Genomic DNA, 15076 nt, shown 5'->3' with positions numbered 1-15076 from the left:
CATGCACATAAAAAAAGCCTTGCGTGAGCAAGGCTTTAAAAAGATCAAACTACTTATTGAAAATTCATTTTTATATCACTCGAATCTCCCTTCTGTATAATATAGATATTCTTATTCTCGAAATAATCAGGTGCCTTATCACCTTCCTTCAGGTAGATAGGCTGGTAATTAAAGCTGCTGAATACTTTCTTATTCGGATCATTGATATCCTTGTTGAAGTACACACCATTTGTACTCAGTTGTTTTACAAAGTACCAGGTCAGCTCAAATCCTTTGAAAGCCATATCCGACGGACGGGACTTATACACTTTCTTCCAGTAGTCATTGATATAACGGCTGTAAGCATCCGTCTTATCATTCCAGTAAGGAGTGGTGTAGAAGATAGGCATTCCTTTGAATTCAGGTTCCTTGAACTTCATCACATCCCATGTAGGCATACCAAACACCTGGATAGGGTAGGTGGCCGACTGAGTGCTCAGTCTGCGGATGATCGACTTTGCATTGGTTTCATCCAGCGAAGTTACGATCACCAGGTTTGGACGGTCATTCAGCAGGTATTGAGAAAGGGCCAGGTCACTGATGTTATCATCCCAAACTACTTCTCTTGGTTTGGTTTTCTTACTACTCTGTAGTTTCTCGTATTCAGCCTTGATATCAGCAGCAATACGCTTTTCAAACGGCGTATCGTGGTGGATCACCAGGATATTTTTAGTTGCAAAGCCTTCCTGCAGGTAGCGCAGTAAAGCTTCGCTATGTGTTTTCAGCAAACTGTTGGTGATGATGAAAAACGGATTTTCATTTACACCAGCATCATTTGGATAGGTAGCCGACACCAGGTTGATCTGTTTCTTTTTGGCTATATCACTCAGATCTTTGATCTCCGGCGTACCAACGGCAGCGATGATGAGGTCTGTATTGATCAGGTTTGCACCCGACAGGTTCTGCTTATTCTTACTATCGTAGACAGTAACATTCAGTTTTATACCCTGGTTTTGCAGACTATCCAGTGCCAGCTGCGCACCTTCATAGAAATCCAGACCCGGCAGAATATAGCGGGGCAGGGAGCGGGTAGGCATGTCTGTATTAACCGAATCCAGGTAAAGTGGGGTAAACAACGCTATATTATAGGTGTCTTTTTTAATTTCCCGGGCAAAAGCTGGAACATTAAACGGAATTTCCTTAGGAGATTTAGCTTCATCCTTAGGTTTTTCCTCTTTTACAGGTTTCGCAGTTGTTGGCGGTGGTGTAGCCGTCTTTGAACTACTTTTCTTGGAAGTAGTACACGCTGACAGCAGTACAACCACGATGGATGCAGTGATCAATGGCCTGCATAGAATGGATTTACTCATAGCGATCGTTAAAATACAAAAATCATGCAAATGCAATAGGAGATATGGTGCCTACTGCAAATGATGTTGGTCAGCCCCCTTAAAATGGAACAGGCTGTAAGTGAAAATAGTATTACTTACAGCCTGCCTGGAATTATTCCCATTCGATGGTAGCCGGCGGCTTGGAACTGATGTCGTACACCACGCGGTTAATACCTTTTACCTTATTAATGATGTCGTTAGACATTTGAGCCAGGAATTCGTAAGGCAGGTGTGCCCAATCCGCAGTCATACCATCCACGGAAGTTACCGCCCTGAGGGCAACGGTGAATTCGTAAGTCCTTTCATCACCCATTACACCTACGCTCTGTACCGGAAGGAGGATGGTACCTGCCTGCCATACTTTGTCGTAGAGACCGTGTTCACGCAGACCTTCGATGTAGATAGCATCTGCCTCCTGCAACATCGCTACTTTATCAGCGGTGATTTCACCGAGGATACGGATAGCCAGACCAGGACCCGGGAAAGGATGACGACCCAGGAAAATCTCACTGATACCAATTTCACGTCCTACGCGTCTTACTTCGTCTTTGAAGAGGAAACGGAGTGGTTCAACAAGACCCATATTCATCTTCTCAGGCAAACCACCCACGTTGTGGTGTGATTTGATGGTTACAGAAGGTCCGTTTACAGATACAGACTCGATCACATCAGGATAGATAGTACCCTGACCCAGGAAAGAGATGTTCTGCAACAGGGTAGCTTCCTGCTGGAATACTTCGATAAAGAGACGACCGATGATCTTACGTTTCTTTTCAGGATCACTTACACCAGCCAGTTCACCATAGAAGAGGTCTTTTGCATTCACACCCTTCACGTTGAGGCCCATATGTTTATATGAGTCCAATACCGTTTCAAATTCGTCTTTACGGAGCAACCCGTTATCTACAAATATGCAGTAGAGGTTACTGCCAATTGCTTTATGGATCAGCTCTGCAGCTACAGTGGAGTCAACTCCACCGCTGAGGGCCATTACTACTTTTTTATCTCCTACCTGTGCCTTAATTTTCTCTACAGTTTCCTGTACGAATGCAGCAGGGGTCCAATCCTGTTTGCAACCACAAATGTGTACGAGGAAATTGCGTAGCATGGTCTTACCCTCCAGAGAGTGGGTTACTTCCGGGTGGAACTGGAAACCCACCATTGGGAACGGAGTTCTGGTATCGCATTTGAAAGCGGCAACAGGAATGCTTTCCGTCTGGGCTATGATCTGAAAACCTTCCGGCATACGCACGATGGTATCAGAGTGGCTCATCCATACCTGGCTACGGGGTGAGATGTCGAAGAGGGCCTTTTCTTCTTTATTTTCGTGCACCATAAAAGCACGGCCATATTCCCGGATGTTGCTCTTTGCTACTTCACCACCAAAGTTTTTAGCCATCAGCTGGGCTCCGTAACAAATACCGAGCACAGGCACTTTTGCCGCCATGGCAGCGATATCTACGGATGGTGCGTTAGGCTCGTTTACTGAAAAAGGACTTCCGGAAAGAATAATGCCTTTAACTGTATCATCCCATTGTACTGGTTGCAGACAAGGTTTGATTTCACAATAAATATTCAGTTCCCTGATGCTGCGCGCGATCAGTTGCGTATACTGGGAACCAAAGTCGAGGATAAGAATCTTTTCTGTCATGGTGGTGCAAAGATAAAGGGCTTGGAGCAAATCCCAAGTTATTATGGTATTTTCGTTCTGAACCCAATTCATAATTCCGCCATTTTAAACATTTACCTTATGAAACAAATTACCGGCTACGCCGTCCTTGTATTGTTAGCACTTTCCCATACCGGTTGTGACGAACATGGGGTCAACGGCAGTGGTAACATGAGCACAGAAACCCGTAAACTGGGCGATTTCCACGCCGTATCCTTACGTGGATCTATGGACATAGATTATACCGACGGACCGGCTGAAGATGTGGTGATCGAAGCTGAAGACAATATGCTTCCCCTGATCACCACCGAAGTAAAAGATGGTCAGCTGATAATAGGCCAGAAATCCAATACCTCTATTCATCTGCATAAAAAGATTACGGTAAAGATCACCGCTCCCGATGTAGAGGAACTGAGCCTTGCCGGCTCCGGCACCATTCGTCTTATGAATGACTGGGAACAGGACGATTATGTAAAGTTGTCCGTAACCGGCAGTGGCGATGTGTTAGGATCCGTGAACAGCCCTAAGGTAAGTGTGGCTGTAACTGGTTCCGGCGATGTAAAACTGAAAGGTGAAGCCAAAGACCTGAATGTGGATATCGCAGGCAGCGGTTCTTTCGATGGCTATAACCTGCATGCAGAAACAACCAATGTACACGTAGGCGGTAGTGGCGATGCAAAAGTACACGCCAGTGTAACCCTGAATGTACAGGTATCCGGTTCCGGTAGTGTGGATTATCATGGTAATCCAACCGTCAATTCCCAAACATCAGGATCAGGTTCAGTACACAAAAGAGATTAATGGAGCAACGTAAAATGACGGCTGCGGAAGCTGCACAACAATTACGCCGCCCAACAGGGGACGATGGGGTGAAGATGGGCGTACAAATGAGCAGGTCGAACCGCCTTATTTATGAAATGACACTCGATTTCCTGCAACTAAAAGCCGGCGATCAGGTGTTGGAACTGGGCATGGGGAACGGACATTTTATACCTGCCTTATTCGAAAAAGAAAACAACCTCCAATATACAGGATTAGATCTCTCCGATGTGATGGTGCAGGAAGCCATTGTTGCAAATGCAGACGCCATCCGTGCCGGCAGGGTACAGATCCTGGAAGGTACGGCAGACACTATTCCTTTTGATACAGGTGTATTTACAAAAGTCTTTGCAGTCAATGTATTGTACTTCTGGCAACCGCCAGCAATAACGCTACAGGAGATCTACAGGATATTACAGCCGGAAGGCGAAGTGATACTGGCCTTTCGCACGAAACGTACCATGGAGAAATTAGCATTCGTAGATCATGGCTTTTCATTGTATGATACAGAGACGGTGCAGGAAATGTTACAAAATGTTGGGTTTCAGGTCACTGAAATTCAGACAGCAGTAGAACCCCCGAAAGCGGCTGCAGACGGGAGTATGCTGGTACAACTGGAGAACGTTTGTATGAGGGGCGTTAAAACTTTAAGTAGTATTTAACACTTTCTTTATAGTACTTACCTCATATTTGCACCTGTAAAGCAACTAATTAAGTCCTTTGGCCACGGTACTGCTGTAAACAAATATGCAGAGGTTATGGCAGTACCTGGCTAAGGCACAATTTTCTCCCACTCTCTTTCCTGCTTTCGTATCATATAATAAAAATATATCTTTACTCTACGGTTGTTTTTCGTAAGTTTACGATTTCAATTGTTCTAACTCCTATTCCTGAATATGAACGAAAGACCTAAGATCCTGGTAATATATTATACACAGACCGGACAACTAAAGCGGATAGTAGATACTGTAATTGGCCCATTGCAGGATATGGCAGATATAGTATACGAAGAATTGAAACCTGTGCAGCCATTTGTATTCCCCTGGGAGAAACAAACCTTCTATGATACAATGCCTGAAACTGTATTAGGTAAACCCAGAGCAATACAGGCACTGAATGTGGATCCAAATGCGCATTTTGACCTGGTCGTACTGGCTTATCAACCCTGGTTCCTGTCTCCATCCCAACCCACAGCGGCTTTCCTGCAAAGTGAGCAGGGAAAAAGCCTGCTGAATGGCAAACCGGTTATTACCCTCATGGGTTGCCGTAACATGTGGCTGAGTGCTCAGGAAACTGTAAAAGGATATTTACAGGCTGCGGGAGCGCACCTGGTAGGAAATATAGTACTGGTAGACAAATCTCCGAATCTGATAGCCCTGATCACTGTACTGCGCTGGCAGTTCAAAGGTAAAAAGGAAGCAACCTCCTTACTGCCACCAGCCGGGGTACAGGAAGTAGACATTGTGGAATCAGTAAGATTCGCCAACCCAATCCGTAAAGTATTGACTACCCGTTCCTGGGATGCCCTCCAACCCGAACTGATCGAACTGAAAGCTGTGGAATTATTAGCTCCACTCATCCTGTTGGAAGACAGAGGTATCCGGGCTTTCCGCTACTGGTCCAAATTTATCAGTGCCAAAGGTGGCCCCGGTGCCCCTGAACGCCAGGGTAGAGTGAGCATGTACAGGGGCTTATTGTTAATAGGAATATTCGTATTGTCGCCTATCGCCAAGATTTCATCATTATTCAAGCTGACATTTAAGAAAAAGGAACTGGCCGAAAGGGTGGAGTATTATAAAGGCATTCACCTTAGTTAAGGTAAAATAATAGCTAAATATCATATAATCAAAATAAAAGGCATTGTTATTGTGCTTGTTTTAAATGGAAGCATGAAGGCGGTTCATTAAAGCCGGCCACAGGCCCTCCCCGGAAAGTCTTCTGCCAGCAACAGATGCTATTTTCAATCAGGGCTAAACAATACCATAGCATTTTATATTCTATATTTACGGGCGCTTTTATCTGTCTTTGAGTATAAATGTGAATGTGATGCGAATGAAAAATGGGACAAGAAAAAGAGCAATGACTGTAAGCCAGGAGGTACACAATACCAGCCGTCGCAGACGGAAGGGCATCAACTTATAACAAAAAACAGGAACCATATTTCAAATGAACGAAGTTTATATTACAAGGCTCTCTAAATTTCTGCCGAATGAGCCTGTTGGGAATGATGAAATGGAAAACATTCTAGGACTGGTTGATGGGAAACCTTCCCGTGCCAGACTGAGAGTTCTTGGAAATAACAAGATCAAAACCCGTTATTATTCGCTGGATAAGGATGGTAAATCTACCCATTCCAATGCTGAAATGACGGCCGAAGCAGTAAAGGGTCTTTTTGATGATAAATTTCCGATCAATAAAATGCAGGTGCTGGCCTGTGGTACTACCTCGCCTGATCAGCTGTTGCCAAACCATGCTGCCATGGTTCATGGTCTGCTCAAATGTCAGCCGGTAGAACTGATCGCTGCTACTGGCGCTTGTGCAGCCGGTATGCAGGCTTTTAAATATGCCTGGATGTCCATTAAATGTGGCAACTCTGCAAACGCTGTGAGCACTGGTTCCGAAAAATTCTCCAGCTGGATGCTGTCAGAGAAATTCGAACCGGAAACTGACCGTGTGAAATTGATAGATAATAACCCGATCATCGCCTTTGAAAAGGACTTCCTCCGCTGGATGCTCTCCGATGGCGCCAGTGCAGCCCTGTTCCAGGACAAACCGAATGAAACCGGCCTCTCCCTGCGCGTAGACTGGGTGGAGATCGCTTCTTATGCTAATGAACTGGAAACCTGTATGTATGCAGGTGCTGTTAAAAACGAAGACGGTACTACCAAAGGCTGGATCGATATGACGCCGGAAGAATGGGCACAGGATAGCGTGTTCTCCTTCAAACAGGATACCCGCCTGCTGGGCAAAAACATCGTACCATCCGGTGCACAGATGTGGAAAGAACTGGTGGAAAAATACAATTTAGACCTGGATAAGCTGGATTACTTCCTGCCTCACCTGTCTTCTGAATTCTTCCGCTTTAAAATAGATGAAGAAATTACACGTCTGGGTGTACCTATTCCTCAGGAAAAATGGTTTACCAACCTGGTGAAAGTAGGAAACGTAGGTACAGCTTCTCCTTACTTCATGCTTGAAGAACTGATGAATACCGGCATGCTGAAGAAAGGACAGACCATCGTGATGATGGTTCCTGAAAGTGCGCGTTTCTCTTATGCGTATGCGCACCTGACAGTTGTATAATTTTCATTTTCATAAAAGCCATTGAAAAAATCGCTTCCGCCCGCGGCTGAAGCGATTTTTTTCCATAATCAAACACCTGTCAAATGAAAAAAGAAGAAGTTCCACAAGATGGCAATAACATGCATGACGGGAAATTCAAACAGCTTTTTTACGCAACAGATGATGCAGGCGCATATGTACCCGTAACCAGTGTTGGCTGGGAACCCGAAAACATTGCCATGCAACAGGCATGGGAAGAAGTGAATGCAAAGATAGCAGAAGCCCACAGGGCCATGCAGGCGGGTGAAGTCAGCCCTATTTTGTACTACATGGAAAAGACCATCATGGATCTGCCCCTCCTGGCAAGTTATGTGAATAAGTTCCAATGGCAGGTGAAACGTCACCTGAAACCTTCTGTATTCAGGAAACTGAACGACGATACTTTAAGAAAATACGCTGCTGCTTTCAAAATAAGTCTTGATGAACTAAAAAAGGCCGGGCAGTAATTTATACCAATCAATATGAGCGATATTCAGTTCAACCACGTGCAAACAGCACATTGTGAGTGTGGGGTGATTTCAAATATTTTCCGTTTCTATGGTCTTGAGATCAGCGAACCAATGGCACTGGGCATCGGTGCCGGCCTCTTTTTCGGACACCTGCCTTTCGTGAAGGTAAACGGTGTACCTGGTACCACCTATCGCGTAGTACCCGGCGCCATCTTCAGCAGAGTGTGCAAAAGACTGGGTGTGAAAATGGAATCACATACTTTTTCCAGCGTGGAAAAAGCAACGGCTGAACTGGACAAAGTATTGGAGAGAGGCATGCCTGTAGGCCTGCAGAGCAGTGTATATTACCTGCCTTACTTTCCTCCTTCCTACCGTTTTCACTTCAATGCACATAACCTCGTGATCTATGGAAAGAAAGACGGGAACTATCTCGTCAGCGATCCAATCATGGAACACGTCACAGAAATAGATCCGGTAAGCCTGGCGGAAGCCCGCTTTGCTAAAGGATTTCCGGCACCCAAAGGGAAAATGTATTACCCCGTGGTAGTACCCAGAGAAGTCAACTTTGCAGCACCTGTCAAAGCAGGTATCAAACAAACCTGTAGCGATATGCTCAATATTCCTTTACCCTGGTTTGGTGTAAAAGGTATTCGCTTCCTGGCAAAAAGACTACGTAACTATCCGGAGAAAGTGGGCGAAAGAAGAGCCACGCTCTACCTGGGAAACATCATCCGCATGCAGGAAGAAATCGGTACCGGTGGGGCCGGCTTCCGTTTTATGTATGCCGCATTCTTACAGGAAGCTGCAGGCATCCTGAAAAGAGATGACCTGAGCCAGATGGCCCAGGAACTGACAGCTGTTGGCGACATCTGGAGAAACTTTGCCTTCACTGCCGGCAGAGTGTGTAAAAGCAGAACGACCAACGGAAATGGTTATGCTGAACTGAGTGACCTGATGATGCAATGCGCGGCCTCGGAAGAAGTGTTCTTCAGAAAACTGGCAGCCTTGAAACTTTAATTGAAATTATGACCAGCATACTTGTACAGGATCTGCATAAAACCTATAAAGGTGCGTTGGAACCATCATTGAAAGGGTTATCATTCAGCTTTGAAAAAGGTATGATCACCGGACTCTTAGGCCCTAACGGTGCTGGTAAAACAACAACCATCTCTATTTTATGCGGACTGGTAAGTGCTGACAACGGAATGGTAAAGATCTTCGACCTGCCCCAGACCGCTGCACACAGAGAAGAGATAAAGAAATTAATCGGTATCGTACCACAGCAGATTGCCTTGTTTCCCCAACTGACAGCTATTGAAAACCTGGAATACTTCGGGAACCTGTATGGATTGAAAGGAAAACCACTGCGCAACCGTATCGACGAATACCTCCAGATCTTCGGCCTCGAACAGAACGGAAACAAAGCCGTACACCGCTATTCAGGTGGTATGAAAAGACGCGCCAACATAATCGCATCTATCCTGCATCAGCCACAACTGCTGATACTCGATGAACCGACTGCGGGTGTGGATGTACAGTCGAGAAGTATGATCCTGCAATTCCTGCGCGAATTCAATGCACAGGGTGCAAGCATAGTATATACTTCGCACCTGCTCGATGAAGCACAGACCATTTGCCAGGAAGTGGCGATCATTGACGAAGGCAGACTGATTGTACAGGGAACGCCGGCACACCTGATTGCACAACATTCGGACTGCGGGCACCTGGAAGATGTTTTTTTACATTATACCGGTCATGCGGTAAGAGATTAATAAAATTTGATGTTAAGGCTATTAGCTACCATAAAGAAAGAATGGCTGTTGCTGCTGCGTGACAGAACAGGGTTGGCCCTGCTATTTGCCATGCCTGTCGTGCTCATTACGGTAATGGCTTTGATAGAAGATGCACCATTCAGAGACTACCAGGAACTGAAGTTTGACGTACTGACTGTAGACAACGATCATGGTCGCTTAGGTAAATATATCAGGGATGGATTGGAATATACCGGTCAGTTCAATATTATCGATACACTGAAAGGACAACCCGTACAGGAAGCACAGGCACTGGAAATGGTGAATGCAGGTGATTACAAAATTTGCATCATTATACCACAGGGATCTACAGGCGCCATCGTGAGCAATGCGAATCGCATCGTAAATGACCTGTCCAAAAGAATGGGCGTACCTGCAATATTGCCGGTGAGCCTGCGCAAAGATTCACTAAATGTATTGGTGTATTTTGATCCTGCTTCCAAGAAGGCTTTCAAGAGTGCAATTCATCAGGCGCTCGATAATTTCCTGACACAGGTAGAAACAGATCTGTTGTTGGAAAGGATCAAACAACAATTGAAAAATAAAGATATCGCACAGCAGGATTCCATGGTGATCCAGTTGAAGGCAGTAGGGCTGAAAGAACAGCTCACAGGGCCTTCGCAACAACTGGATGTGATCTCGAATTCGGTACAGCACAATGTACCTGCATGGAGTATTTTCGCTATGTTCTTTATCGCTATCCCAATAGGAGGGCATATGATACGTGAGCGGGAAGAAGGAAGCCTGGTACGTGTACGATTGATACCCGGATCTTTCCTGGATATCCTTGGGGGTAAACTGTTGTTCTTTATGGCAGTAACAGTAGTGCAGTTTTACCTGATGATGATGGTAGGTATTTATTTGCTGCCATTATTTGGGTTACCAAAACTGATGATGGGCAATAGTTACCTGGCTACCTTCGTCATAGCAGTGAGCATCGGTTTGGCCGCTACAGCATATGGTATACTGGTTGGTACCGTGTTTAAAACGCCTAACCAGGCACTGAATTTCGGAGCGATTTCAATAGTCATCTTATCGGCGATAGGCGGCATCTGGATACCACTTGAAATCATGCCGGCAAAAATGCAGCTAATCGGGCATTTATCTCCCCTCAGTTGGGGATTGGATGCCATCAATGATATCTACCTCCGTAACCGGGGAGTACAACACATCTGGTTACATGTCGGAAAACTGATCGCCTGCGCCGTACTCATGCTGTGTATAGCAGCAGGTGTGGAGCAAAGAAGGATGAGCTGATGGGGATTATTAAATGTAAAACAGTATTTTTACGGCCACTTGGCAACAAAATTGCTTTAGAGGCTTAGCTTTCCAAATAAAATAAGAGAGTATAAACCTACGACTACTATGGAAGATTTAAAACAGAAATTGAAAGTACAGATTATTGAGGTGCTGAACCTGCAGGATACCCGTCCTGAAGATATTGATGACAATGCACCATTGTTCGGAGATGGTTTAGGACTGGACAGTATTGATTCACTGGAACTGATGGTATTGCTGGAAAGACATTATCACATCAAGGTGGAAGATCCCCGCGAAGGCAGAAAGATCCTGCAGTCTGTACAATCTATGGCTGAATTCATTCAATCCAAACAACCTGCGTAAGCTGGTATGGCGGAACGTGTATTGATAACGGGCCTTGGAATGGTGACGGCCATTGGTGATGATGTAGCGGGCAATTTGAAAAGCCTGCGCATGCAGCAGAGTGGTGTTGGTTTTACACAACATATAGACACTATCTACAAGGATATCCTGCCAGCAGCAGAGGTCAGACATTCAACTGCGGCCTTGCAGCAAATGGCAGGTGTGGCAGGTAAGGACGGGTATACCCGTACTACCCTGCTGGGCCTGATCGCTATGCGCGAAGCACTGGCAGATGCCCGTATTGCAGATGCCAGTGATGAACCATCTGGTTTTATCAATGCATCGACCGTAGGAGGGATGTGCGACACAGAGAAAGTATATTTCGATGTGATCAACCCTGAGAAAGAAGGAGATTTTTTACAGTATATTGATACGCTGGATTGTGCAGATTGTACCCAGCGCATAGCAGATACAGTGGGTATCAGTGAATACATCGCTACCATCAGTACTGCATGTTCTTCCTCTGCCAATGCACTGATGTTTGGTGCACGCCTCATCAAAGCAGGACTGGTACGCCGCGTGATATGTGGTGGTACGGAAGCCCTGACCCGCTTTACCCTGAATGGTTTCAACTCACTCAAGAATATTGATAAGCAACATTGCCGTCCTTTCGATCAGCAGCGAAATGGGCTGAACCTGGGTGAAGGAGCTGCATATTTAGTACTCGAAAGTGAATCACTGGTCAAAGAGCGCCATGCCCGTGTTAAAGCAGAACTGAAAGGGTATGCAAATACCAACGAAGCATTCCATCCTACAGCGCCTTCACCAGAAGGAGATGGTGCATTTGCAGCTATGCAACAGGCCTTGGCTATGGGTGGTGTAGCACCGGACAATGTTCAATACGTAAACGTACATGGTACCGCTACCCTGAGCAACGACCTCGCTGAAGGCCACGCATTACAAAGATTGTTTGGTGATAAAGTACCCCCGTTCAGTAGTACGAAACCCTTTACAGGACACACGCTGGCCGCAGCTGGCGGTATCGAAGCGATCTACGCGGTATTGGCCATTCAACAATCTATAATTTTTCCCAACCTTCATTTTTCAGAGAAAATGGAGGAATTAAATATTACACCGGAAACTCAGTTGAAAGAAGGAGTACCGGTATCCAACGTTATTTCTAACTCATTCGGTTTTGGAGGCAACAATGCTTCACTGCTGATCAGCAAATATGAAGGATAAATACTACATACAAGGCATGTCGGCTATTTCGCCGCAACACTCTTTTGGAGAGGATATATTTTCTCAACCCCTGGTTACAGTGCAGGAGAATGTATTTGCATGTGTGGAACCTGACTATCGTAATTTCATGCCACCGAATAGTATACGCCGCATGACGCGTATATTGAAAGTAGGATTGACTGCAGCGCTGCAATGTATGCAGAACGCGGGGATCGCAGTACCCGGTGCGATTGTGACAGGTACGGGAAAAGGAAGTTTGTCTGATACAGAACGTTTCCTGAAAGAGATCAGGGAATACAAAGAAACGGCATTGAATGCAACGCCATTCATTCAATCTACCTACAATGCGGTAAATGGGTTGATTGCATTACAACAGAAATGTACACAGTACAATAACACATTTGTACATCGTGGTTTTTCATTTGAAAATGCACTGCTGGATGGGATGTTGTTAATATCAGAAGGTAATAAGAATGTACTGATCGGTGCATTTGAAGAAATTACGGCGGAGCATTTTTACATCAAAAGCAGGATCGGATGCTGGAAGAAAGAAAAGATCTCCAGCGATGAATTGTACAGTCATCCTACACCGGGTACGATATCAGGAGAAGGAGCTGCATTCTTTGTATTGTCCGATACACCCGGTTATGCACAGTTAGCAGGACTGAAGATGGTATATAAACCAAAGGAATCTTACCTACAAAAGTTTTTATCCTCTCACAACCTAAGTCTCGAAGACATCGATCTCGTTATCAGCGGTCGTAATGGAGACAGCAACTTCGATCATTATTACAATGGGCTGCCAAAAGAGTTGCCATTCAAACATCTCTGTGGTGAATACGATACTGCTGGCGCATTTGCACTCTGGTTGGGTGCTCAAATATTAAAGGCCCAGCAAATACCAGCACATTGGTTTCCCATGGTGCAGGTACCGACCGGACCTTATAAGAATATTCTTATTTACAATCACTTTTTTGGAGAGCAACACGTCTACATGCTGCTAACCCTGAATACCGGATATCTCAAATAACCCGGTTCTCCATAAATCGAATGTTCATATACAAAATGTAATTGCGCATCTGCACTGTTGGCAAATGTGCTGTCTGCTTTTTTCTTCTCATCAATTAGTTTCCGCAATTCCGGATGCCTGCTTACATACGCTGCTGCCGTATCTTCAAACACATAAGGAGAATAACCTTCTTTTGGTGTGAGGATCGCATCAAAGAAATTCCATGCAAAGAAAGAATCACTACCTGTAGGTTCTAAAGTTTCGATCAGGTAACGGTTAGCTGACTGGTTCATGGGAATATAATAATCCCCTTTTCTGAAATGAATGCTATCATGTGATGTGGTTACTTTTACATGATTGTGCATATAGTGTCCTTCAAAAGGTCGTAACGCGGTTTTGAAATCAGCAATATGATATACTTCCACAGCAATCGTCGTATCATGTGCAAGCGTGCGCATGATCACCTTATTGTTCTTCAGAATATTCAACACATTCCACCAGCCCTGTGGTATAATATAAGCCGCTGGTTTCTGTACAAAATTATCTGCAGTAACGTAATTATAGAATTTCACCTTTTTTTCAAAAGGCTTAGAACGATCATAATACAGCCTTGGCAAACCTGAAATTTCACTTGGTTGATGTCCAGCCTCATACCCCTTGAAATTGATATAAGAAAACCGGGTGGTATCCACATTCCATTCCAGTGCAAACTCTTTTTGTGTTTTTACTGACTCCTTTGTTTTTTCTCTTAATGCTTTTATCTCCTCACTATGCACACTTACAAAACTGATAAATGACTCCATCAAAGCATAAGTCGCAGCTACCCTTTGTGGATAAGGCTTGAGCATATGCGTCTCTGGCACAAACCCAAATGTGGAGAACAAAGTAGTATATCCACTGGAAAAACGGGGTACATCCGCAAAAGTCATCCATCCATTTTCGGGTGTTTCTCCAAAATGATTTACATAAGGCACCAGGTCATATCCCTTTTCCTTCATCAGTTTATACAAACCCGGTTCAAACTTATTGTGCAGAAACTCGCCCATGACACCGCCCAGTTTGTTATATTCTGTACTCAGCAAGGTCATCACATGTTGGTAATCGGCCCCGTTGCTCACGTGATTATCAATAAACACATCCGGATCAGTCAGCTGATAAATAGTTTGAAAAGTAAAGCTGTTCCTTGAATCAGTTTTAATAAAATCCCTGTTCAGATCCAGGTTCCTGGCATTTCCTCTTGAGCCAAAAGCAGCTGGTCCATTCTGGTCTACCCTGAAATATTCACTGCGGTTCAGTGCGCCGCCAATATTATAAAGCGGAATTACAGCCAGCACTACATTAGCCGGCAGTTTCTTTTTTCCCTGCGCCAGATCTCTCAACAGCATCATACTGGCATCCACACCGTCCGGTTCTCCGGGGTGTATTCCGTTATTAATCAATATAATACGCTTGTTTTTCCGGTGCAGACCGGGGAAATTGAAATCTCCGTCAGGTGAATAGATCACCAAATGGAGGGGAAAACCGGCATCCGTATTCCCGATCTCCAGCATACTGATCTGTGAATAGCGCTGATCTAGTTTCTTATAAAAGGCGATCACTTCCTCATAAGTAGCAGTTTCTTTTCCCTGGGTAAGTTCAAATCGGGTGGTAAAATCCTGGGCATACAAAGTGGAAGCCCAAAAGATGGCCAGCAGGGCAAGGATTATTCTCATAAAAGGACGACTTTGGTTGACTATAATGAAAAACAAACAGCCCTTCCTGTT

General features: G+C 44.9%; 14 protein-coding genes. 11 read left to right on the top strand and 3 right to left on the bottom strand.

Annotation, left to right across the window (positions count from 1 at the left end; genetic code table 11):
- Positions 1 to 53 precede the first annotated feature (53 nt).
- Both SIO70_RS31140 and guaA read right to left on the bottom strand, forming a co-directional pair.
- Positions 54 to 1349 carry an ABC transporter substrate-binding protein gene (locus SIO70_RS31140; protein ID WP_320577505.1) on the bottom strand — a complete coding sequence of 432 codons (1296 nt, stop codon included), beginning with the start codon at positions 1347 to 1349 and terminating at the stop codon, positions 54 to 56.
- 133 nt (positions 1350 to 1482) lie between these two features.
- Entirely contained in the window at positions 1483 to 3021 is a 1539-nt protein-coding gene (guaA, locus tag SIO70_RS31135; protein ID WP_320577503.1) for a glutamine-hydrolyzing GMP synthase, read from the bottom strand.
- 99 nt (positions 3022 to 3120) lie between these two features.
- Between guaA and SIO70_RS31130 the strand changes: the two genes are divergently transcribed.
- The 11 genes from SIO70_RS31130 to SIO70_RS31080 all read left to right on the top strand — a co-directional run bounded on the left by SIO70_RS31130 (position 3121) and on the right by SIO70_RS31080 (position 13334).
- Positions 3121 to 3840, top strand: coding sequence for a head GIN domain-containing protein (locus tag SIO70_RS31130; protein ID WP_320577501.1), 720 nt, complete (start codon positions 3121 to 3123; stop codon positions 3838 to 3840).
- Positions 3840 to 4520 carry a class I SAM-dependent methyltransferase gene (locus tag SIO70_RS31125; protein ID WP_320577499.1) on the top strand — a complete coding sequence of 227 codons (681 nt, stop codon included), beginning with the start codon at positions 3840 to 3842 and terminating at the stop codon, positions 4518 to 4520. Before SIO70_RS31130 ends, SIO70_RS31125 begins: the two co-directional genes overlap by 1 nt.
- Before the next feature lie 234 nt (positions 4521 to 4754).
- Positions 4755 to 5675, top strand: coding sequence for a hypothetical protein (locus SIO70_RS31120; RefSeq protein ID WP_320577498.1), 921 nt, complete (start codon positions 4755 to 4757; stop codon positions 5673 to 5675).
- 349 nt (positions 5676 to 6024) lie between these two features.
- Entirely contained in the window at positions 6025 to 7161 is a 1137-nt protein-coding gene (locus SIO70_RS31115; RefSeq protein WP_320577496.1) for a beta-ketoacyl-ACP synthase III, read from the top strand.
- An 83-nt stretch (positions 7162 to 7244) separates the two neighbouring features.
- The gene (locus tag SIO70_RS31110; RefSeq protein ID WP_320577494.1) at positions 7245 to 7646 is read left to right on the top strand and encodes a hypothetical protein; all 402 of its coding nucleotides are present in this window, start codon (positions 7245 to 7247) and stop codon (positions 7644 to 7646) included.
- A gap of 15 nt (positions 7647 to 7661) precedes the next feature.
- Complete coding sequence (locus SIO70_RS31105) at positions 7662 to 8666, top strand: BtrH N-terminal domain-containing protein (RefSeq protein WP_320577492.1); 1005 nt, start codon at positions 7662 to 7664, stop codon at positions 8664 to 8666.
- A gap of 8 nt (positions 8667 to 8674) precedes the next feature.
- Positions 8675 to 9421 (top strand): ABC transporter ATP-binding protein, encoded by a 747-nt coding sequence (locus SIO70_RS31100; RefSeq protein WP_320577490.1) that lies wholly within the window; start codon positions 8675 to 8677, stop codon positions 9419 to 9421.
- Between the two features lie 9 nt (positions 9422 to 9430).
- Positions 9431 to 10717, top strand: coding sequence for an ABC transporter permease (locus SIO70_RS31095; protein WP_320577488.1), 1287 nt, complete (start codon positions 9431 to 9433; stop codon positions 10715 to 10717).
- 108 nt (positions 10718 to 10825) lie between these two features.
- Complete coding sequence (locus SIO70_RS31090; protein ID WP_320577486.1) at positions 10826 to 11083, top strand: phosphopantetheine-binding protein; 258 nt, start codon at positions 10826 to 10828, stop codon at positions 11081 to 11083.
- 6 nt (positions 11084 to 11089) lie between these two features.
- Positions 11090 to 12304 carry a beta-ketoacyl-[acyl-carrier-protein] synthase family protein gene (locus SIO70_RS31085; RefSeq protein ID WP_320577484.1) on the top strand — a complete coding sequence of 405 codons (1215 nt, stop codon included), beginning with the start codon at positions 11090 to 11092 and terminating at the stop codon, positions 12302 to 12304.
- Positions 12294 to 13334 carry a beta-ketoacyl synthase chain length factor gene (locus SIO70_RS31080; RefSeq protein ID WP_320577482.1) on the top strand — a complete coding sequence of 347 codons (1041 nt, stop codon included), beginning with the start codon at positions 12294 to 12296 and terminating at the stop codon, positions 13332 to 13334. Before SIO70_RS31085 ends, SIO70_RS31080 begins: the two co-directional genes overlap by 11 nt.
- Here SIO70_RS31080 and SIO70_RS31075 read toward each other — a convergent pair.
- A complete protein-coding gene (locus SIO70_RS31075; RefSeq protein ID WP_320577481.1) occupies positions 13295 to 15025 on the bottom strand; it encodes a M14 family zinc carboxypeptidase in 1731 nt (576 codons plus the stop codon). The two genes, SIO70_RS31080 and SIO70_RS31075, sit on opposite strands and share 40 nt — an antisense overlap.
- Positions 15026 to 15076: the final 51 nt, after the last annotated feature.

The sequence above is a fragment of the Chitinophaga sancti genome, from assembly GCF_034087045.1.
GTDB classification, from domain to species: domain Bacteria; phylum Bacteroidota; class Bacteroidia; order Chitinophagales; family Chitinophagaceae; genus Chitinophaga; species Chitinophaga sancti_B.
Note: the sequence above shows the minus strand (reverse complement) of the source record. Positions and strands in the feature narration are given on the sequence as shown.